The sequence below is a fragment of the Rhizobium sp. IY2 genome, from assembly GCF_047532935.1.
Taxonomy (GTDB): Bacteria; Pseudomonadota; Alphaproteobacteria; order Rhizobiales; family Rhizobiaceae; genus Rhizobium; species Rhizobium anhuiense.
The window spans coordinates 324,124-341,220 of record NZ_JBLKNU010000003.1 but is presented as its reverse complement, the minus strand read 5'-3'; the positions used below and the strand labels follow the sequence as shown (position 1 = coordinate 341,220).

Below are 17,097 nucleotides of genomic sequence, written 5' to 3'. Positions count from 1 at the left end.
AGGAACAGGCGATGATCACACCGACCGATCCGGCGGTCCGCTACGGAGATGCGCCCGAGGTCGAGCGTCCGGTTGGGCGCTCGGTCATGCGCGGGCTAATGAACCGCTGCCCGGCCTGCGGTAACGGCAAGCTCTTTCGCGCCTTCCTGAAACCGGTCGATCATTGCGCGGCCTGCGGCGAGGCGATGCATCACCAACGCGCCGACGACCTGCCGCCCTATATCGTCATTCTCGTCCTTGGCCACGTCGTGGTCGGCGGCTATATGCTGACCGACCTGACCTTCGTGCTGCCGGTCTGGGTGCACCTTGCCATCTGGGCGCCGATCACCGTCATCACAGCGCTCGCCTCGATCCAGCCTATCAAGGGCGGCGTCATCGGCCTGCAGTGGGCGCTGCGCATGCACGGTTTCGGCGGGGAGAGTGATGGTGCGGACGATTATGACATCCCCGGCCGGCCGGATTAGAGCATGTCGAGCAAAAGCGCGAGCCGCGAATCTGAAAGATCGCGACGCACTTTAGCGCCTTCACCTTCCAGACATATTTAACGTGTAGTGCCAGCGCTCCACCGACCACCACCCGAACGCGGCAGCCGACGATCCTCAACGACTTGACATGGTACGCTTTTCTTGTCTGAACAGGCTTTACATTCCGCAGGTGGTCACTCACATCGGAAATACTGCGAAACGCTGCCCGTCACCTGGGTTTGGCACGCCTGTGTCTTTCTATGCGAGGTGACAGGCCGGTTCGCTCGCGTAGCTTTCTAAGGATGGATAAATGTCTCAGCCGAGAAACGGCACACCGGGCGATGTCGAGGAAATCCATTGGCCTTCTCTGGTGGCAGCCATCTCGTCCATATCAGCCGTCGGCATAGCAATCGGCCTCGGACTCCCGCTTCTCAGCATCATCCTCGAAAAACGCGGCATCTCGTCCACCTTGATCGGGCTCAACACGGCGATGGCCGGGGTTGCGGCGATGGCCGCCGCACCAATCACCACCAAGCTTGCCCATAAATACGGTGTTGCGCCGACGATGCTCTGGGCGGTGCTGATTTCGGCGCTGAGCGCGCTCGGTTTTTATTACGCCGAGGATTTCTGGATGTGGTTTCCGCTGCGTTTCGCCTTCCATGGCGCGACGACGACGCTGTTCATCCTCTCCGAATTCTGGATCAATGCCGCTTCGCCGCCTTCCAAGCGCGGCTTCGTGCTCGGCATCTACGCGACGGTGCTTTCCCTTGGCTTTGCGGCCGGGCCGCTGCTCTTTTCGATCCTCGGCAGCGACGGCATCTTCCCCTTCCTGATCGGCGCCGCCGCCATCCTGCTTGCCGCCATCCCGATCTTCATCGCCCGCGACGAAAGCCCGGTGCTCGAGGAAAAACCGGAGCTGCATTTCATGCGCTACGTCTTCCTGGTGCCGACGGCGACGGCGGCGGTCTTCATCTTCGGCGCGGTCGAAGCGGGCGGGCTGTCGCTTTTCCCGATCTTTGCCGTGCGCGCCCATTTCACCGAATCGCAGGCAGCACTTCTGCTGACCATGATGGGTGTCGGCAACGTCATCTTTCAGATCCCGCTCGGCCTGCTCTCCGACCGCATCGGCGACAAGCGGCCGCTTCTGGCTGCCATGGCGCTGATGGGGTTCATCGGCTCGATGATGCTGCCGCTGCTGGTCGACAACTGGCTGCTGATGGCCGGGCTCCTGCTTTTCTGGGGCGGCTGCGTCTCCGGCCTCTATACGGTCGGACTCAGCCATCTCGGCTCGCGGCTGACGGGTTCCGACCTTGCGGCGGCCAATGCTGCCTTCGTCTTCTGTTATGCGATGGGAACCGTGGCCGGGCCGCAGGCGATCGGCGCGGCGATCGATGTCGCTGGAAATAATGGTTTTGCCTGGGCGATTGCCGCCTTCTTCGGCCTGTACGCCCTACTTTCCGGCATCAGACTGATGTTCATTCGAAAACGGACTTGACTTTTCGGGCTGGATTCGTAGTTTCGCGCCAGAATTTGCCGTGGAGCCCATCCGGCTTCCACGGCTTTCATTTTCTTAAAGGCAGGACGACCATGGCCAAGGCTACAACAATCAAGATCAAGCTGCTGTCGACAGCCGACACCGGTTTCTTCTACGTCACGACGAAGAACAGCCGTACGATGACGGACAAGATGACGAAGACGAAGTACGACCCGATTGCTAAGAAGCATGTCGAGTTCAAGGAAACCAAGATCAAGTAATCGCTTGAGCTGACGGATTTCAAAAAAGCGCGCGCTTTCGGGTTGCGCGTTTTTTATTGTCCGGATGATCGTCTTTGAGAGATGATAGCGCAAACAGACAAAACGCCGCCCTTCCATCTTCGGGAAGTGACGGCGTTTTTGTGAAAGGGGGTCGGCCAGCATGCAAAACGGCACGAGGAACCGCTATAACTTGCCTACTAGCCGACCGACCCCACGACCCAGGAGATGCGGCGGACCTGAGCATCATGGGGTATCGACAACTCCTCAACGGGAGCGCTTCTCTTATGAGCCGATAATTTGCGCAGAAATGAAAGAAAATCAACAAATTCTTAATGGTGAAATTTGTTAGCCTGATTCTATGGTTAAAAGTCCAGATTTGGGACATACAAAGATTTGTCGGCTCTGCTTGGGCTTGAAGCCTAGAGTTGGACCATCCCAAGAAATTCGACAATATAACTTAACAACTTACGCCTCCCCTCCCCTTACGTGAGGTGACGTCGCCGCAGTCTATTTGGCCCTTCCGGCGACAGGCATTTTTTATAGTCTCCATTTCATCTTGAGCCAGCGGCCAGACATCCTCAACACTGTCGCAGGTCGACATATCCGCAGCAACGCCGATGGTCCATTTTTGGGCTATTGAGTTGCAAAATTTTCGCCCCGCATTGCATAAGCGAAGATTAAAAATCGGTAACGATTGGCTTACAGCGGTGGAAAACCCGCAAATGGTGCCTATGGCGGCAACTGATTCGTCAGGCGGCTGCGGCGACCACGCGGTTGCGGCCGGTATTCTTGGCCTCGTAAAGGGCCAGATCCGCCTGTTTCATCAGCTGGTCCGGGGTCAGTACCGCCGCAATCCGCGAGGCGATGCCGAAGGAAGCGGTGACGTTCAGCGCTTGGCCGGCGTGTTTCAGCATGAAGGGAGCGCTTTCGATCGCCGCGCGCAGGCGCTCGGCTACAGTAGCGGCAATTTCCGGCGAGGTGTCGGGCATCACGACGACGAATTCCTCGCCACCGTAGCGGCAGGCGAGATCGGCGCCACGGATGGTCGAACGGACGCGATTTGCGAATTCCCGCAGCACTTCGTCGCCGCCGTCATGGCCGTAGGTGTCGTTTACCTGCTTGAAGCGATCGATATCGGTGATCAACACCGAAAGCGGTCGGCCCCGGGCCATCGAACGGTTGAAGAGTACGTTCAGATGGTTGTCGAGATAGCGCCGGTTATAAAGGCCGGTCAGCGGATCGGTGACGGCAAGCTCGATCGTCTGCTTGACGCTGGCGCGCAGGCGGTCGTTGTAGCGCTTGCGGCGGATCTGCGTCAGGCTGCGGGCAACAAGCTCGTTGGGATCGACCGGGCGGATGATGTAATCGTTGACGCCGAGATCGAGCGCGCGCACCACCATGTCGTCCGCGCCCTGCTCGGTGATGATCAAAATCGGCAGGAAGCGCGTGCGCTCCAGCGAGCGCAGCTGCGAGCAGAGGCGAAGCGGATCGTAGTCATCGAAATTGGCATTGACGATGACGAGATCGAAGGCGCTTTCGGCCGCCTCGAAGAGGGCAGCCTGCGGATCGGAAAGGGCAAGCACGTCGGCGACCGGCTTCAGCGCCTTGACGAGGCGCTCCTGCGAATTGGCGCGGCCGTCAACGAGCAACACTTGAGCGGTCTCATCGGCGCGGCCCTCGCCTGCCCGCGCGAGGTCGTCGATGCCCATCGTATGGGCGGTATCGGAGCGGATGCGCAGCTCGTCGCTCAACGTCTTCAGCCGCAGCAGGCTCTTCACCCGAGAGATCAGCTGCAGATCGTTGACCGGCTTGGTGAGGAAATCATCGGCGCCAGCCTTCAGGCCGCGCACGCGATCGGCCGGCTGGTCGAGCGCGGTGACCATGACGACTGGAATATGGGCTGTCTTCTGGCTCGCCTTCAGCCGTTCGCAGACCTCGAAACCGTCTATGCCGGGCATCATGATGTCGAGCAGGATGAGATCGACCTGGTTGCGCTCGCAGATCGCCAGCGCCGTGTAGCCGTCGGCTGCGGTCATCACGTCGAAATACTCCGCGAGCAGCCGCGCCTCAAGCAGCTTCACGTTGGCCGGAATATCGTCAACCACCAGTATTCGCGCAGTCATAAGTGTCTTTCCGATGCGTCAAGCATCGCCCAGATAGGTCTTGATCGTCTCGATGAATTTTGGAACCGAGATCGGCTTGGAAACATAGGCCTCGCAGCCGCCCTGGCGGATCCGCTCCTCGTCGCCCTTCATCGCGAAAGCCGTGACGGCGATGACGGGAATCACATGCAGCTCGTCGTCTTCCTTCAGCCATTTGGTGACTTCGAGGCCGGAGACCTCGGGAAGCTGAATGTCCATGAGGATGAGATCGGGGCGATGCTTGCGCGCCAGATCCAGCGCCTCCATGCCGTTTCGGGTCTGGATCGTGGTATAACCGGACGCCTCGATGAGGTCGCGAAAGAGCTTCATGTTGAGCTCGTTATCTTCTACAATCATCACCTGTTTGGGCATGACAAGCTGTCCCTACGTCCGTTCGCGCAGCGGTTCGTCCCATGAGAAAGGCACATGCGGACAAAAGCTGCGTGAAACCGATAGCGCACGCTACCGGTATTTGGTTGAAGAAAAGGTAACTTACCCCGCGAAATGCAAAGCAACTTCAAGACATCGAAACAACTGGCAGCCGACCCGCACGAGACGGCGATTGCCGTGCTCGGCTGGCTTGCCGGCGATCCCGACATGTTCGGCCGCTTTCTCGCCCTGACGGGTGTGGCGCCCGGCCAGGTGCGCAACGCCGTCAACGATCCGGGATTTCTCGCCGGCATGATGGATTTCCTGATGAACCACGAACCGACGGCCTTGGCCTTCTGCGCGGCAAGCGGCATAAGCCCGGAGACGGTGACCGCCGCCTGGCGGCATTTCTCTTCGCCGGGCCTCGATTCCGGAGAATACTGACCGTGACCTCCGGGGAATTCGACATCTCGCATATTCGCCTCGGCGAACGGCCGCTGATCGTCTGCGACGTCGACGACGTCGTGCTGCAGTTCATCGGTCCCTTCCGGCTTTTCCTCGAGAGCCAGGGGCATGCGTTTCTGCCGCGATCGTTCCGGCTTCACGGCAACATCGTCTCGCAGGCGGATGGCACGGAGATCGAGGATCAGCAGGTCAGTCGGCTGATCGAGGAGTTCTTCGAAGCGCAGGAGCAGTGGCAGACGCCGCTCGATCGCGTCGTCGAAACGCTCGACCGGCTTTCCGAAGAGGCCGATGTGCTTTTCCTGACGGCCATGCAGCCGCGGTTCCAGGACCAGCGCCGTCGCCTGCTCGACAGGATGGGCCTGCTTTTTCCGCTGCTTGCCACCGAACAGCCCAAGGGGCCGATCGTTCACGCCTTGCATGCCAGCCGCTCCCTTCCCGTCGTCTTCATCGATGATATGGCGCGCAATCTGCATTCCGTCAGGGATCACGTCGCCGATTGCCTGCTCATTCATCTGATGCCGAACTCACCTGTCCATCGTTTCGCACCGGCGGCCGCCGATGACATTACCCGCGCTACGGACTGGACGCATGTGGCCGAACTCATCGAGGCGCATTTTCTGTCCGGCGCGGTCACTCGCGCAGTTCCAGCCGCATGAGCGGACGGCCGTCCTTGCGCCGCGCCACCGTTTCGAAACCGGCGGCATCAAAGATCGCCGTCGAACCGATGCAGAGCGTCACGGATTTCGACTGCTTCACATGATCGATCGGGCAGGCTTCGAGCAGCCGCGCTCCCTGGCGCCGGGCATGATCAATCGCGGCGGCGAGCAGGCGATGGCTCATTCCCTTGCCGCGCAGTTTGGCCAGCAGGAAAAAGCAACTGACGGCCCAGATGGACGGATCATGCGCATCGTCTTCCTCCAGCGGCCGCGAGACGGTGCGCGGCGAATTGAACTGTGGCACGTCATGACGCGGCCCGACCTGCACCCAGGCGACCGGCGTGCCGTCGGCATAACAGAGGATGCCCGGCGGCGGGCCTGCCTTGATCCGCTCCCGGATATGCGCCTTGCACTCGTCGGGCGCCATCTCGGTCCTGATCGCATGCGGCAGGCGCAGCGCAACGCACCAGCAGTTATAGAAGGCACCCTGCGGCCCGAACAGGATTTCGAAGTCGTCCCAGCGCTCTGAGGTGACCGGCTCGAAACGAAGGTCGTTATCCAAAGGCAAAGCTCCCGCGTCTCTTGTGACTCGGAAGCTTAAGGCGTAATGTCCCGGCGTTCAATCTTTGTTCTCATCATGACGCCTGCGCCTGACAAGACACCCGGCTTTTGTCGCGACTGCCTTGCCGAGCAGAAGGGCGAGGCGCGCCGCTGCGTTTCCTGCGGCAGCCCCCGTCTCGTACGCCATCGTGAACTCTACGCATTGACGCTTGCGCATATCGATTGCGACGCTTTCTACGCAGCGGTGGAGAAACGCGACAATCCGGAACTTGCCGACAAGCCCGTCATCATCGGCGGCGGCAAACGCGGCGTGGTGTCCACCGCTTGTTATATCGCCCGCATCCACGGCGTGCGGTCGGCCATGCCGATGTTCAAGGCGCTGGAGGCGTGCCCGCAGGCGATCGTCATCCGCCCCGACATGGAAAAATATGTCCGGGTCGGGCGGCAGGTGCGGACCATGATGCAGGATCTGACGCCGCTGGTGCAGCCGCTGTCGATCGACGAGGCCTTTCTGGAGCTTGGCGGCACCGAGAGGCTGCATCACGATCCGCCGGCGCGCACGCTCGCCAAATTCGCCCGCCGCGTCGAAAAGGAAATCGGCATCACCGTTTCGGTCGGGCTTTCCTACTGCAAATTTCTCGCCAAGGTCGCCTCCGACCTGCAGAAGCCGCGCGGCTTTTCCGTCATCGGCCGTGAGGAAGCGGTCGAATTCCTGGCGCCGCGTCCGGTCACCACGATCTGGGGCGTCGGCAAGGCTTTTGCGGCGACGCTGGAAGCGGACGGCATCCGCACCATCGGCCAGTTGCAGCAGATGGAGGAGAACGACCTGATGCGCCGCTATGGCAGCATCGGCCAGCGGCTCGCACGGCTATCGCGCGGCATCGACGACCGCGAGGTGCATCTCAACGATGCGGCCAAAAGCGTTTCGTCCGAGACTACCTTTTTCGACGACATCTCGCGTTATGAGGAGCTGGTGCCGATTCTGCGCAACCTCTCCGAAAAGGTCTCCTGGCGGCTGAAGAAAAGCGGCATTGCCGGCCAGACCGTGGTGCTGAAGATGAAGAGCGCCGATTTCAAATCGCGCACCCGCAACCGCAAGCTCGAAGACCCGACCCAGCTTGCCGACAAGATCTTCCGCACTGGGCTCGAGCTTCTCGAAAAAGAGACCGACGGCACGAAGTTCCGACTGCTCGGCATCGGCGTCACCGATCTCGGCGACGCCGCCCGCGCAGATCCGCCCGACCTCATCGACCAGCAATCGGGCCGGCGAGCGGCCGCCGAAGCGGCGATGGACAAGCTGCGCGACAAGTTCGGCACGAAGACGGTCGAGACCGGCTACACCTTCGGCAGCGGCAAGCGCGATCACTAGCGCGTGAGGGCAACATCAAGCCCGGCCTATAAAATCTTCCTTAAACTTCGTCCCATAATCTGCCGGGCAGTATTGCGTATGGTTGGGTATCATGTTCTCGCGTCTCGTCTTCGGCCTCGGCTTGCTGTCGGCCACCGCACTCGTGCACCCTGCTCTCGCTGCGGATGCGCGCACGCTGCAGATCATCGTCTCGAAGGACAAGCAGTCGCTTGCGGTATATGATGGCACCGAGGTCGTCGCGACCTCGAAGGTCTCGACCGGCAAGGACGGCCACACGACGCCGAGCGGCATCTTCTCGGTGCTCGAAAAGCAAAAATACCACGAATCCAATCTCTATTCCAACGCCCCGATGCCGTTCATGCAAAGGCTGACCTGGTCCGGCATCGCGCTGCATGAATCGAATTCCGTGCCGCGTTATCCAGCCTCGCATGGCTGCGTGCGCATGCCCGGCGCCTTCGCCAAAATGCTCTATGGGATGACCGACCCTGGTGTTCCGGTCATCATCAGCGACGGCGAAGTCGTGCCGCAGCCGATCGACCATCCCACCCTTTTCCATCCGGATACACCGGCGCCGATGCCGCTGCTTTCGGATGTCGAACTGCGGCCTTCCATGCCCGACAGCCCCGAAAAACCGGTGCAGGTGGCAATGAACGACACGGCTGCGATGCCGATGCCGGCAATACAGCCGGCCGCAACACCCGAACCCGAGCCGCCGTCCGAGCCGATCAGCATGCTCGTCACGCGCCGGACGCTGCGCGAGACGGTGATCGACATCCAGACCCTGCTCAACCAGCTCGGCTTTTCCGCCGGCGATCCGGACGGCTTGCTCGGTCCGTCGACCGTGCAGGCGATCAGGGATTTCAGGGCCCTGCGGCCGGCGGAATTTGCCGGCGACAGGAGCCTGGTCTCCGACACGCTCCTCAAGGAAGTTTATGCCGCAACCGGCAAGGGTCAGCCGCCGAACGGCGTCATCATGGTGCGGCAGGCCTTCAAGCCGATCTTCGAAGCGCCGGTGACGATCGCCGATCCGGGCTTGGCGCTCGGCACACATTTCTTCACGCTGCATGCTGTCGATGAAAAGGCCGGTACGGCGAACTGGCTCGGCATTACGCTAGAGAACAATCTCTCCCGCGAGACGATGAAGCGGCTCGGCATCACCAATCAGGAAAGCTCGATCGTCACAGGCAGGCCGATCGCCCGTTCGCTCAGCCGCATCACGATCCCCGACGAGACCCGCCGCAGGATCGATGCGCTGATCGCGCCCGGCTCGACGCTGACGATCTCCGATACCGGCCTCGGCCGGGAGACCGGCGAAGGCACGGATTTCATCACGATCACCCGCGGGTGACGCGGGGCTGATCAAACCAGTTCGACGTCGACGACGCCGGGGGCGGCGCGAAGGGCGGCGGCGATCTCAGGGGTGATGCGGTATTTCTCCGGCAGCGCCACCTCCACCTCGCGTTTGCCCTCCTCCTTGATGACGATGAAGGAAACGAGGCCGTCGCCCTTGGCGTTCAAGTGGCCGGCGACCATCCTGAGCGGCCCGGAATCCCTGACATAGACGCGCAGCGCCTTCTGCATCTGCAGCGACTTTTCCTCCAGCGACTGGATCGTCTGGATGCGCAGGCCGATGCCCTCCGGCCGCTCCTCGCCGGTGGCCGTCAGCACGAAGGATTTTCCGGATTCGAGCACGTCGCGATACTGGTTCAGCATTTCCGAAAACAGCACCGCTTCGAACTGACCGGAAGAATCCGAAAAGACGATGATGCCCATCTTGTTGCCGGTGCGGGTCTTGCGCTCCTGCTTGGAGATGACGGTGCCGGCAAGCCGGGCATTGGCCGCGCCCTGTTTGATCGCTTGGGAAAATTCGGCAAAGGTCTGCACCCGCATCTTCTGCAGGATGTTGTTGTAGGAATCGAGCGGGTGGGCCGTGAGATAGAAGCCCAACACCTGGAATTCCTTCAGCAGCCGCTCCGAGGGGAGCCAGGGCGAGAACGGCGGCAGCGAGATTTTCTCCGGTCCCGTGGTCAGCGTGCTGCCGAAAATGTCCGACTGGCCGCTCAGCTTGTTCTCTTGGGCGCGCTGGGCATAACCGAGGATGCGGTCGAGGCCGGCGGCTAGCTGGGCGCGGTCCATATCGAAACAATCGAAGGCGCCGGCATAGATCAGGCTTTCGAGCACGCGGCGATTGACCTGGCGCGGATCGATGCGCAGGCAGAAATCCTCGATGCTGGCGAAGGGCTTATCGCCACGCACCGCGACGATATGGTCGACGGCGGATTCGCCGACGCCTTTGAGGGCGGCGAGCGCGTAGTAGATGCGGTTGTCGCCGGTTTCGAAATGGCGGAAGGAGGTCTGCACCGAGGGTGCGATCACCTCGATGCCAAGGCGCTTGGCATCCTGGCGGAAATCATTGACCTTTTCCGTATTGGACATGTCGAGCGTCATCGAGGCGGCGAGGAATTCGACCGGATAATGCGCCTTCATGTAGGCCGTCTGGTAGGAGACGATGGCGTAGGCGGCGGCATGCGACTTGTTGAAGCCGTAATTGGCGAACTTCGCCAGCAGTTCGAAGATATTGTCGGCCTGCGGCTTCGACACACCGTTCTTGACGGCGCCGACGACGAAGCGCTCGCGCTGCTGGTCCATCTCGGCCTTGATCTTCTTGCCCATGGCGCGGCGCAGAAGGTCGGCTTCACCCAGCGAATAACCGGACAGGACCTGGGCGATCTGCATCACCTGCTCCTGGTAGACGATGACGCCTTGCGTTTCCTTGAGCAGGTGGTCGATCATCGGATGGATCGATTCCAGCTCTTCGTCACCGTGCTTGCGGGCATTGTAGGTCGGGATGTTCTCCATCGGGCCCGGACGATAGAGCGCCACCAGCGCGATGATGTCCTCGATGCAGTCCGGCTTCATGCCGATCAGCGCCTTGCGCATGCCGGCACTTTCCACCTGGAACACGCCGACCGTTTCACCGCGCGACAGCATCTCGTAGGTCTTCTTGTCGTCGAGAGGAATGGCCGCGAGATCGACCTTGATGCCGAGCTTGGCGACGAAATCGACAGCGACCTTCAGCACCGTCAGCGTCTTCAGACCGAGGAAGTCGAACTTGACCAGGCCGGCCTGCTCGACCCATTTCATGTTGAACTGGGTGACCGGCATATCGGAGCGCGGATCGCGATACATCGGCACCAGCTTGGAAAGCGGGCGGTCGCCGATGACGATGCCGGCGGCATGGGTCGAGGCGTGGCGGTAAAGTCCCTCGATCTTCTGGGCGATATCGAGCAGGCGCGCGACAACCGGTTCCTTAGCCGCCTCCTCCTGCAGCTTCGGCTCCTCTTCGATCGCTTTGGACAGCGGGGTCGGATTGGCCGGGTTGTTCGGCACCAGTTTGCAGATCTTGTCGACCTGGCCGTAAGGCATTTCCAGCACGCGGCCGACGTCGCGAAGGGCGGCGCGCGCCTGCAGCGAACCGAAGGTGATGATCTGCGCCACCTGCTCGCGGCCATACTTGGCCTGGACGTAGCGGATCACCTCTTCGCGGCGGTCCTGGCAGAAGTCGATGTCGAAGTCCGGCATCGAGACGCGTTCGGGATTGAGGAAGCGCTCGAAGAGCAGCGAAAAACGCAAGGGATCGACGTCGGTGATCGTCAAGGCATAGGCGACCAGCGAACCGGCGCCCGAGCCGCGGCCGGGACCGACGGGAATGTCATGCTGCTTGGCCCATTTGATGAAGTCGGCAACGATCAGGAAGTAGCCGGGAAACCGCATGCGTTCGATAACGCTGAGCTCGAAATCCAGCCGCTCGCGATAATCCTTCTCCTCGTAACCCGGCGACATGCCGAGCGTGGCCAGCCGCATGTCCAGCCCTTCGACCGCCTGGCGGCGCAGCTCGCTCGCCTCGGCGCGTTCGGCCTCCTCGGCATCGTCGGTCGCACCGGTGAAGCGCGGCAGGATCGGCTTTCTGGTCTTCAGCACGAAGGAGCAGCGCCTGGCGATCTCGATGGTATTTTCCAGCGCTTCCGGCAGGTCTGCGAAGAGCTTGGCCATCTCGGCCCGGCTCTTCAGATAGTGATCGGGCGTCAGGCGAAAGCGGCTGTCGTCGGAGACGATGGCGTTGTGCGCGACCGCCATCAGCGCATCATGGGCGTCGTAATCGTCGCGCGTCGGAAAGAAGGCCTCGTTGGTCGCAACCAGCGGCAGGTCGTGGGCATAGGCAAGCCCGACAATCTTCTGCTCGTGCCGCTTGTCGTAGGTGCCGTGGCGCTGCAGCTCGACATAGAGCCTGTCGCCGAAGAGACGCTTCAGCAAGAGCAGTCGGGCCTCCGCCTGGGCGGGATGTCCTTCCCTGATCGCCATGTCGACCGGGCCGGTCGGGGCGCCGGTCAATGCGATCAGCCCTTCCGTGCCGGCCTCTTCCAACCAGGAGGCTTTGATATGAACGGCCTGGTTGCTTTCGCCGCCGAGATAGGCCCGGCTGACGAGATCGACGAGCCGTTCGTAGCCGGCATCGGTCGCGGCGAGAAGAACGATCGACGGCAGCTTGACCAGGGCTTGCTGGCCGCCGCGCTTTTCCGTTTCCAACCCATCTCCCATGTCGATCGAGACCTGACAGCCGATGATCGGCTGCAGGCCCTCGTCCATCGCCTTCTGGGAGAATTCGAGGGCGACGAACAGATTGTTGGTGTCGGTGATCGCAATCGCCGGCTGGCTGTCGCCGGTCGCCTTGTAGAGGATCTTCTTCAGCGGCAGAGCGCCCTCGAGAAGCGAATAGGCGGAATGGACCCTCAGGTGGATGAAACCCGGCGTGCCGCCGGTCGCCTCACCCGTTGAACCCTTTGCCGTATCCGCCATGACATGCCTTCCCAATCACCCGAATGAATCGGACGCATTGTCGGCATAGAGGGCGATGATGTCCAGAAGAAGTCCCGCCTCCGGACCGCATGATTGCCATGCGGTCCCCTGAAAACTTTAGATCGCCATCACGATGAGCGAGAAGCTGGCAACGAACATTGCGATGGAGGTAAATGCTGCGATATCACGGATCATGTCAGTCATCGGGCTCTCCTTTACTCGTTATGTTTTCAATTTGTTCCATGTATGTTCCGTTGTCAACAGGAATCTTTTCCTTCTTTCTTGCGTGTGGAAAATCCCGGATGCGCGCGGCGAATCGCACGAACTGGCACTTGTTGTGATCTGGGGCCGCCATGCCCTTGCCCCGCCCCCACAGACCAGACATCGTGTTCGGGCGGCCGCCTTCCCCTCAAAGTGATGCGCTTACTCCACCAGAAGTTCTCTTTTTGTTCTTTACATGTCGCGACCTATTTGCCAGCATCGGGCCGAAGGGAGAACGACATGCTCGACATTGCGATGCTGAATGAATTCATCGTGGAGGCGAAGGCTGCGACCTATGTCGGGGGCGGCGTGCCGCGCGCGCCGTGCCGGCCGGGTTCCCACGATATCGGTTACGAACGCGGTGACTGGCGCTATCTCGACAGCTATTTCGGCGGCACCGATTTCGCCGGGCAGGAAGTGGTGTGGTTTGCCGGAGAGCCCGCCTGGGCGATGAATTATTTCGGCTGCGTCATTGCGCCTGAGCTCATCGACGGCACAGCAGCCGGAGCGGTGATCAAGGCTGCACTTTCGGCGATGTATCGAGAGGGCCGGTTTCTGGACGGCATGGAATTCGATCATCCGTTCGGCCGCTATATCGATAGCAGCGAAGGCGGCTGCGCGCGGTTCACCGGCCATGAATGCATCATGGTCGACGGCCGGAAGGCCTATGCGCTCGATTATCGCGGCGGGCTGGTCATCCCCTGAGCACAGCCTCAGAAATCAACGATCTTGCCGTCGGAGATCGTGACGCGCCGATCCATGCGGCGGGCAAGCTCGTGATTGTGGGTGGCGATCAGGGCGGCAAGGCCGGACTGGCGCACCAGCGCTTCCAGCGCGTCGAAGACGTAGCTTGCCGTTTCCGGGTCGAGATTGCCGGTCGGCTCATCGGCAAGAAGCAGGGTCGGCGCATTGGCGACGGCGCGGGCGATCGCAACGCGCTGCTGCTCGCCGCCGGAAAGCTCGCCCGGGCGGTGCGAACCACGATGCCCGATGCGCATATAATCGAGAAGCTGGCCGGCCCGCTCTCCGGCTTCCTTCCAGGAAAGCCCGGCGATCAGCTGCGGCATCATGATGTTTTCGAGCGCCGAGAATTCCGGCAGCAGGTGGTGGAACTGGTAGACGAAGCCGATTTCGCTGCGGCGGATCGCGGTACGTTTATCGTCGCTCAGGCCGTCACAGGCATGGCCATTGATGTTGACTTCACCGCCGTCCGGATGCTCCAGGAGGCCGGCGACATGCAGCAGCGTCGATTTGCCGGTGCCGGAAGGGGCGACGAGAGCGACGATTTCGCCTTTCGATATCGAAAAATCTGCGCCCTTCAGGATCGGGAGCAGCGTATCGCCCTGCCCGTAATGGCGCTCGACGCCGGTAAGCTTGAGAACGACGTTGCGTTTCATGAAGGCGGCATTCCTTATTCGTAGCGCAGGGCCTGCACCGGATCGAGCTTTGAGGCACGCCAGGCGGGGAAAATGGTCGCAATGAAGGACAGCGTCAGCGCCATGACGACGATCGAGATCGTTTCGCTGAGATCCATTTCGGCCGGCAGCTGGCTGAGGAAATAGACCTGCGGATTGAAGAGTACGGTGCCTGATATCCAGGAGAAGAACTGGCGGACAGATTCGATGTTGACGCAGACGAGAACGCCGAGCAGAACGCCGGCAATAGTGCCGACGATGCCGATCGCTGCCCCGGTCATGAAGAAGATGCGCATGATCGCACCGGCGGTGGCGCCCATGGTGCGCAGAATGGCGATATCGCTGCCCTTGTCCTTCACCAGCATGATGAGGCCGGAAATGATATTCAGCGCCGCGACAAGCACGATCAGCGTCAAGATCATGAACATGACGTTGCGCTCGACCTGGAGTGCGGAGAAGAAGGTCTGGTTGCGCTGGCGCCAGTCGGTAATGGCGATCTGGCGGCCGGCCGCCTCCTCCACCTTGGGCCTGAGATCGTCGATATCGTCCGGATTGTCGACGAAGAGCTCGATCGACTGCACCAGCCCCTCGGCGTTGAAATAGAGCTGCGCTTCCTCGAGCGGCATGAAGATGATCGAGGAGTCATATTCCGACATGCCGATCTCGAAGAGGCCTGAGATCTTGTAGGATTTGATGCGCGGGCTAACGCCCATCGGCGTGATGTCACCATCTGGCGACGTCAGCGTAATGAGATCGCCGACGCGCAGACCGAGCTGGTCGGCCATGCGGGTGCCGATCAGCACACCGTCGCCGGAGGCATAGCCTACCATATCGCCGGATTTGATGTTGTCGGAGATCGTCTTGAGCTTGGTCAGGTCGTCGGCGCGGGCGCCGCGCACCAGCGCGCCGGTGCTGCCGCCGGCCTGGGCGGAAGCGAGCACCTGGCCCTCCACCAAGGGCAGCGCCATCTTGACGCCGGGTACGGCGGCGAGCTTGCCGCTGAGCGCGGGATAATCGGTGAAGGGGCCGTCGACCGGCTGGACGATCATGTGGCCGTTAATGCCGAGAATGCGCGAAACGAGCTCGGTGCGGAAGCCGTTCATAACGGCCATGACGATGATCAACGTCGCAACGCCCAGCATGATGCCGACGAAGGAGAAGCCGGCGATCACCGAGATGAAGGCCTCCTTGCGGCGGGCGCGCAGATAACGCCACGCCACGAGGCGTTCGAAGGTGGAAAATGGCTTGCCAGCCGGACCCAAGCCGGATTTTGAACTCCGGTCCACTGCTGCCTCTGCCATTTCGCCTCCGTTTCCTTAAGCCACGAACCGGTTGATCGCCGCTTCGATGGTCATCGTTTCGCGGGCGCCGGTCTTGCGGTCCTTCACTTCAACTTCGCCGTTGGCGACCGCGCGCGGGCCGGCGATGATCTGGACGGGCACGCCGATCAGGTCGGCGGTCGCGAATTTCGTGCCGGCCCGATCGTCGGTATCGTCGTAGAGCACATCCTTGCCGGCCTTGCTCAGCGCGGCATAGATCAGCTCGCAGGTATCGTCGCAGGCCTGATCACCCGCCTTCATGTTGATCACCACAACATCGAAGGGCGCGACCGATGCCGGCCAGATGATTCCATTGTCGTCATGCGATGCTTCGATGATGGCGGGAACAAGGCGTGTCGGCCCGATACCGTAGGAACCCATGTGGACGAAGTGCTCCTTGCCGTCCGGTCCCTGCACTTTTGCGCCCATCGGCTCGGAATATCTGGTGCCGAAATAGAAGATGTGGCCGACCTCGATACCACGCGCCGAAAGCCGGTCGCCTTCGGGAACGGCGTTGAAAGCCGCCTCATCGTGCATTTCCGAGGTCGCCGCATAGAGCGAGGTCCACTTGTCGAAGATCGCCTGCAGGCCCTCGACGCTGTCGAAATCGATGTGTTCGCCGGGAATATCGAAGCCGACGAAGTCCTTGTGGCAAAAGACTTCGGATTCGCCGGTATCGGCGAGGATGATGAACTCATGGCTGAGATTGCCGCCGATCGGGCCGGTGTCGGCGCGCATCGGAATGGCGCGCAGGCCCAACCGATCGAAGGTTCTGAGATAGGCGGCGAACATCTTGTTGTAGGAATGCTCCGCCCCTTCGCGCGTCAGATCGAAGGAATAGGCGTCCTTCATCATGAATTCGCGCGAGCGCATGGTGCCGAAGCGCGGACGGATCTCGTCGCGGAATTTCAGCTGGATGTGATAGAGATTGAGCGGCAGGTCCTTGTAGGATTTGACGGAAGAGCGGAAAATATCCGTTACCATCTCCTCGTTGGTGGGGCCGTAAAGCATCGGCCGATCCTGGCGGTCCTTGATGCGCAGCATCTCCTTGCCGTAGGCGTCATAGCGGCCGCTTTCCTGCCAGAGTTCGGCCGATTGCAGCGTCGGCATCGACAGCTCGATGGCGCCCGCGCGGTTCTGCTCGTCGCGGATAATGGCGTTGACCTTGTCGAGCACGCGCTTGCCGAGCGGCAGCCAGGAATAGATGCCCTGCGACTGCTGACGGATCATGCCGGCGCGCAGCATCAGCCGGTGGGAGACGATTTCCGCCTCCTTGGGATTTTCCTTGAGGATGGGCATGAAAAAGCGGGACAGACGCATGGCGGATTCCGGAGCAGTTGAGATCCCGCAGCAAGCGGAATCGAAGGCAATTGTTGACGTGGGAGCGTTCATAGCCGCTTCGCGGCAGGAAGGAAACCCGCAACGGATGTTGGCAACCTCCCGGAAGCGCATGTTCGCACCCGCA

Annotated in this window: 15 protein-coding genes; 8 read left to right on the top strand and 7 right to left on the bottom strand. The window is 61.2% G+C overall.

The genetic code is table 11. The annotated features are described in order from the left end of the window. Nucleotides 1-11: 11 nt before the first annotated feature. From ACMUVN_RS15290 to rpmG, 3 genes are all read left to right on the top strand, one after another. Nucleotides 12-464, top strand: a complete 453-nt coding sequence (locus tag ACMUVN_RS15290) for a DUF983 domain-containing protein (RefSeq protein WP_047616564.1) — start codon at nucleotides 12-14, stop codon at nucleotides 462-464. A 310-nt stretch (nucleotides 465-774) separates the two neighbouring features. After that, a complete protein-coding gene (locus ACMUVN_RS15285; RefSeq protein ID WP_063474318.1) occupies nucleotides 775-1,959 on the top strand; it encodes an MFS transporter in 1,185 nt (394 codons plus the stop codon). A 92-nt stretch (nucleotides 1,960-2,051) separates the two neighbouring features. Continuing rightward, a complete protein-coding gene (rpmG, locus tag ACMUVN_RS15280) occupies nucleotides 2,052-2,219 on the top strand; it encodes a 50S ribosomal protein L33 (RefSeq protein ID WP_003587245.1) in 168 nt (55 codons plus the stop codon). A 749-nt stretch (nucleotides 2,220-2,968) separates the two neighbouring features. Here the strand turns inward: rpmG and ACMUVN_RS15275 are convergent. Next, nucleotides 2,969-4,342 carry a PleD family two-component system response regulator gene (locus ACMUVN_RS15275; protein WP_063474317.1) on the bottom strand — a complete coding sequence of 458 codons (1,374 nt, stop codon included), beginning with the start codon at nucleotides 4,340-4,342 and terminating at the stop codon, nucleotides 2,969-2,971. An 18-nt stretch (nucleotides 4,343-4,360) separates the two neighbouring features. Then, entirely contained in the window at nucleotides 4,361-4,732 is a 372-nt protein-coding gene (locus ACMUVN_RS15270; RefSeq protein WP_003547430.1) for a response regulator, read from the bottom strand. A 132-nt stretch (nucleotides 4,733-4,864) separates the two neighbouring features. Here ACMUVN_RS15270 and ACMUVN_RS15265 point away from each other — a divergent pair, with 132 nt between their 5' ends. Both ACMUVN_RS15265 and ACMUVN_RS15260 read left to right on the top strand, forming a co-directional pair. Further along, nucleotides 4,865-5,173, top strand: coding sequence for a DUF3572 domain-containing protein (locus ACMUVN_RS15265; protein ID WP_047616556.1), 309 nt, complete (start codon nucleotides 4,865-4,867; stop codon nucleotides 5,171-5,173). Nucleotides 5,174-5,175: 2 nt separating this feature from the next. Continuing rightward, complete coding sequence (locus ACMUVN_RS15260) at nucleotides 5,176-5,850, top strand: hypothetical protein (RefSeq protein ID WP_414815239.1); 675 nt, start codon at nucleotides 5,176-5,178, stop codon at nucleotides 5,848-5,850. Here ACMUVN_RS15260 and ACMUVN_RS15255 read toward each other — a convergent pair. Then, nucleotides 5,825-6,412, bottom strand: coding sequence for an N-acetyltransferase family protein (locus ACMUVN_RS15255; RefSeq protein WP_414815238.1), 588 nt, complete (start codon nucleotides 6,410-6,412; stop codon nucleotides 5,825-5,827). The genes ACMUVN_RS15260 and ACMUVN_RS15255 overlap by 26 nt on opposite strands. 75 nt (nucleotides 6,413-6,487) lie before the next feature. Here ACMUVN_RS15255 and ACMUVN_RS15250 point away from each other — a divergent pair, with 75 nt between their 5' ends. Further along, the gene (locus ACMUVN_RS15250; protein ID WP_414815271.1) at nucleotides 6,488-7,780 is read left to right on the top strand and encodes a DNA polymerase IV; all 1,293 of its coding nucleotides are present in this window, start codon (nucleotides 6,488-6,490) and stop codon (nucleotides 7,778-7,780) included. A 91-nt stretch (nucleotides 7,781-7,871) separates the two neighbouring features. Continuing rightward, entirely contained in the window at nucleotides 7,872-9,128 is a 1,257-nt protein-coding gene (locus ACMUVN_RS15245; protein WP_183905279.1) for a L,D-transpeptidase family protein, read from the top strand. An 11-nt stretch (nucleotides 9,129-9,139) separates the two neighbouring features. Here ACMUVN_RS15245 and dnaE read toward each other — a convergent pair whose 3' ends face one another. Next, nucleotides 9,140-12,637: a DNA polymerase III subunit alpha gene (dnaE, locus tag ACMUVN_RS15240; RefSeq protein WP_168332303.1), complete on the bottom strand. Its 3,498-nt coding sequence runs from the start codon at nucleotides 12,635-12,637 to the stop codon at nucleotides 9,140-9,142. Nucleotides 12,638-13,138: 501 nt separating this feature from the next. Between dnaE and ACMUVN_RS15235 the strand changes: the two genes are divergently transcribed. Further along, nucleotides 13,139-13,603, top strand: coding sequence for a DUF5680 domain-containing protein (locus tag ACMUVN_RS15235; RefSeq protein ID WP_183904024.1), 465 nt, complete (start codon nucleotides 13,139-13,141; stop codon nucleotides 13,601-13,603). An 8-nt stretch (nucleotides 13,604-13,611) separates the two neighbouring features. Here ACMUVN_RS15235 and ACMUVN_RS15230 read toward each other — a convergent pair whose 3' ends face one another. From ACMUVN_RS15230 to proS, 3 genes are read right to left on the bottom strand one after another with little or no spacing between them, the layout of a single operon-like run. Further along, nucleotides 13,612-14,295, bottom strand: a complete 684-nt coding sequence (locus ACMUVN_RS15230) for an ABC transporter ATP-binding protein (RefSeq protein WP_047616540.1) — start codon at nucleotides 14,293-14,295, stop codon at nucleotides 13,612-13,614. Between the two features lie 14 nt (nucleotides 14,296-14,309). After that, complete coding sequence (locus tag ACMUVN_RS15225; RefSeq protein ID WP_047616538.1) at nucleotides 14,310-15,614, bottom strand: lipoprotein-releasing ABC transporter permease subunit; 1,305 nt, start codon at nucleotides 15,612-15,614, stop codon at nucleotides 14,310-14,312. 15 nt (nucleotides 15,615-15,629) lie between these two features. Next, the gene (proS, locus tag ACMUVN_RS15220; RefSeq protein ID WP_097623007.1) at nucleotides 15,630-16,952 is read right to left on the bottom strand and encodes a proline--tRNA ligase; all 1,323 of its coding nucleotides are present in this window, start codon (nucleotides 16,950-16,952) and stop codon (nucleotides 15,630-15,632) included. Nucleotides 16,953-17,097 lie beyond the last annotated feature (145 nt).

Excerpts from the sequence above, each read along its gene's own strand:
- ACMUVN_RS15235 (WP_183904024.1), top strand. The coding sequence starts at position 13,139 with ATGCTCGACATTGCGATGCTGAATGAATTCATCGTGGAGGCGAAGGCT.
- dnaE (WP_168332303.1), bottom strand. The coding sequence starts at position 12,637 with ATGGCGGATACGGCAAAGGGTTCAACGGGTGAGGCGACCGGCGGCACG.
- rpmG (WP_003587245.1), top strand. The coding sequence starts at position 2,052 with ATGGCCAAGGCTACAACAATCAAGATCAAGCTGCTGTCGACAGCCGAC.
- proS (WP_097623007.1), bottom strand. The coding sequence starts at position 16,952 with ATGCGTCTGTCCCGCTTTTTCATGCCCATCCTCAAGGAAAATCCCAAG.
- ACMUVN_RS15275 (WP_063474317.1), bottom strand. The coding sequence starts at position 4,342 with ATGACTGCGCGAATACTGGTGGTTGACGATATTCCGGCCAACGTGAAG.
- ACMUVN_RS15290 (WP_047616564.1), top strand. The coding sequence starts at position 12 with ATGATCACACCGACCGATCCGGCGGTCCGCTACGGAGATGCGCCCGAG.
- ACMUVN_RS15225 (WP_047616538.1), bottom strand. The coding sequence starts at position 15,614 with ATGGCAGAGGCAGCAGTGGACCGGAGTTCAAAATCCGGCTTGGGTCCG.
- ACMUVN_RS15270 (WP_003547430.1), bottom strand. The coding sequence starts at position 4,732 with ATGCCCAAACAGGTGATGATTGTAGAAGATAACGAGCTCAACATGAAG.
- ACMUVN_RS15250 (WP_414815271.1), top strand. The coding sequence starts at position 6,488 with ATGACGCCTGCGCCTGACAAGACACCCGGCTTTTGTCGCGACTGCCTT.
- ACMUVN_RS15230 (WP_047616540.1), bottom strand. The coding sequence starts at position 14,295 with ATGAAACGCAACGTCGTTCTCAAGCTTACCGGCGTCGAGCGCCATTAC.
- ACMUVN_RS15285 (WP_063474318.1), top strand. The coding sequence starts at position 775 with ATGTCTCAGCCGAGAAACGGCACACCGGGCGATGTCGAGGAAATCCAT.
- ACMUVN_RS15265 (WP_047616556.1), top strand. The coding sequence starts at position 4,865 with ATGCAAAGCAACTTCAAGACATCGAAACAACTGGCAGCCGACCCGCAC.
- ACMUVN_RS15245 (WP_183905279.1), top strand. The coding sequence starts at position 7,872 with ATGTTCTCGCGTCTCGTCTTCGGCCTCGGCTTGCTGTCGGCCACCGCA.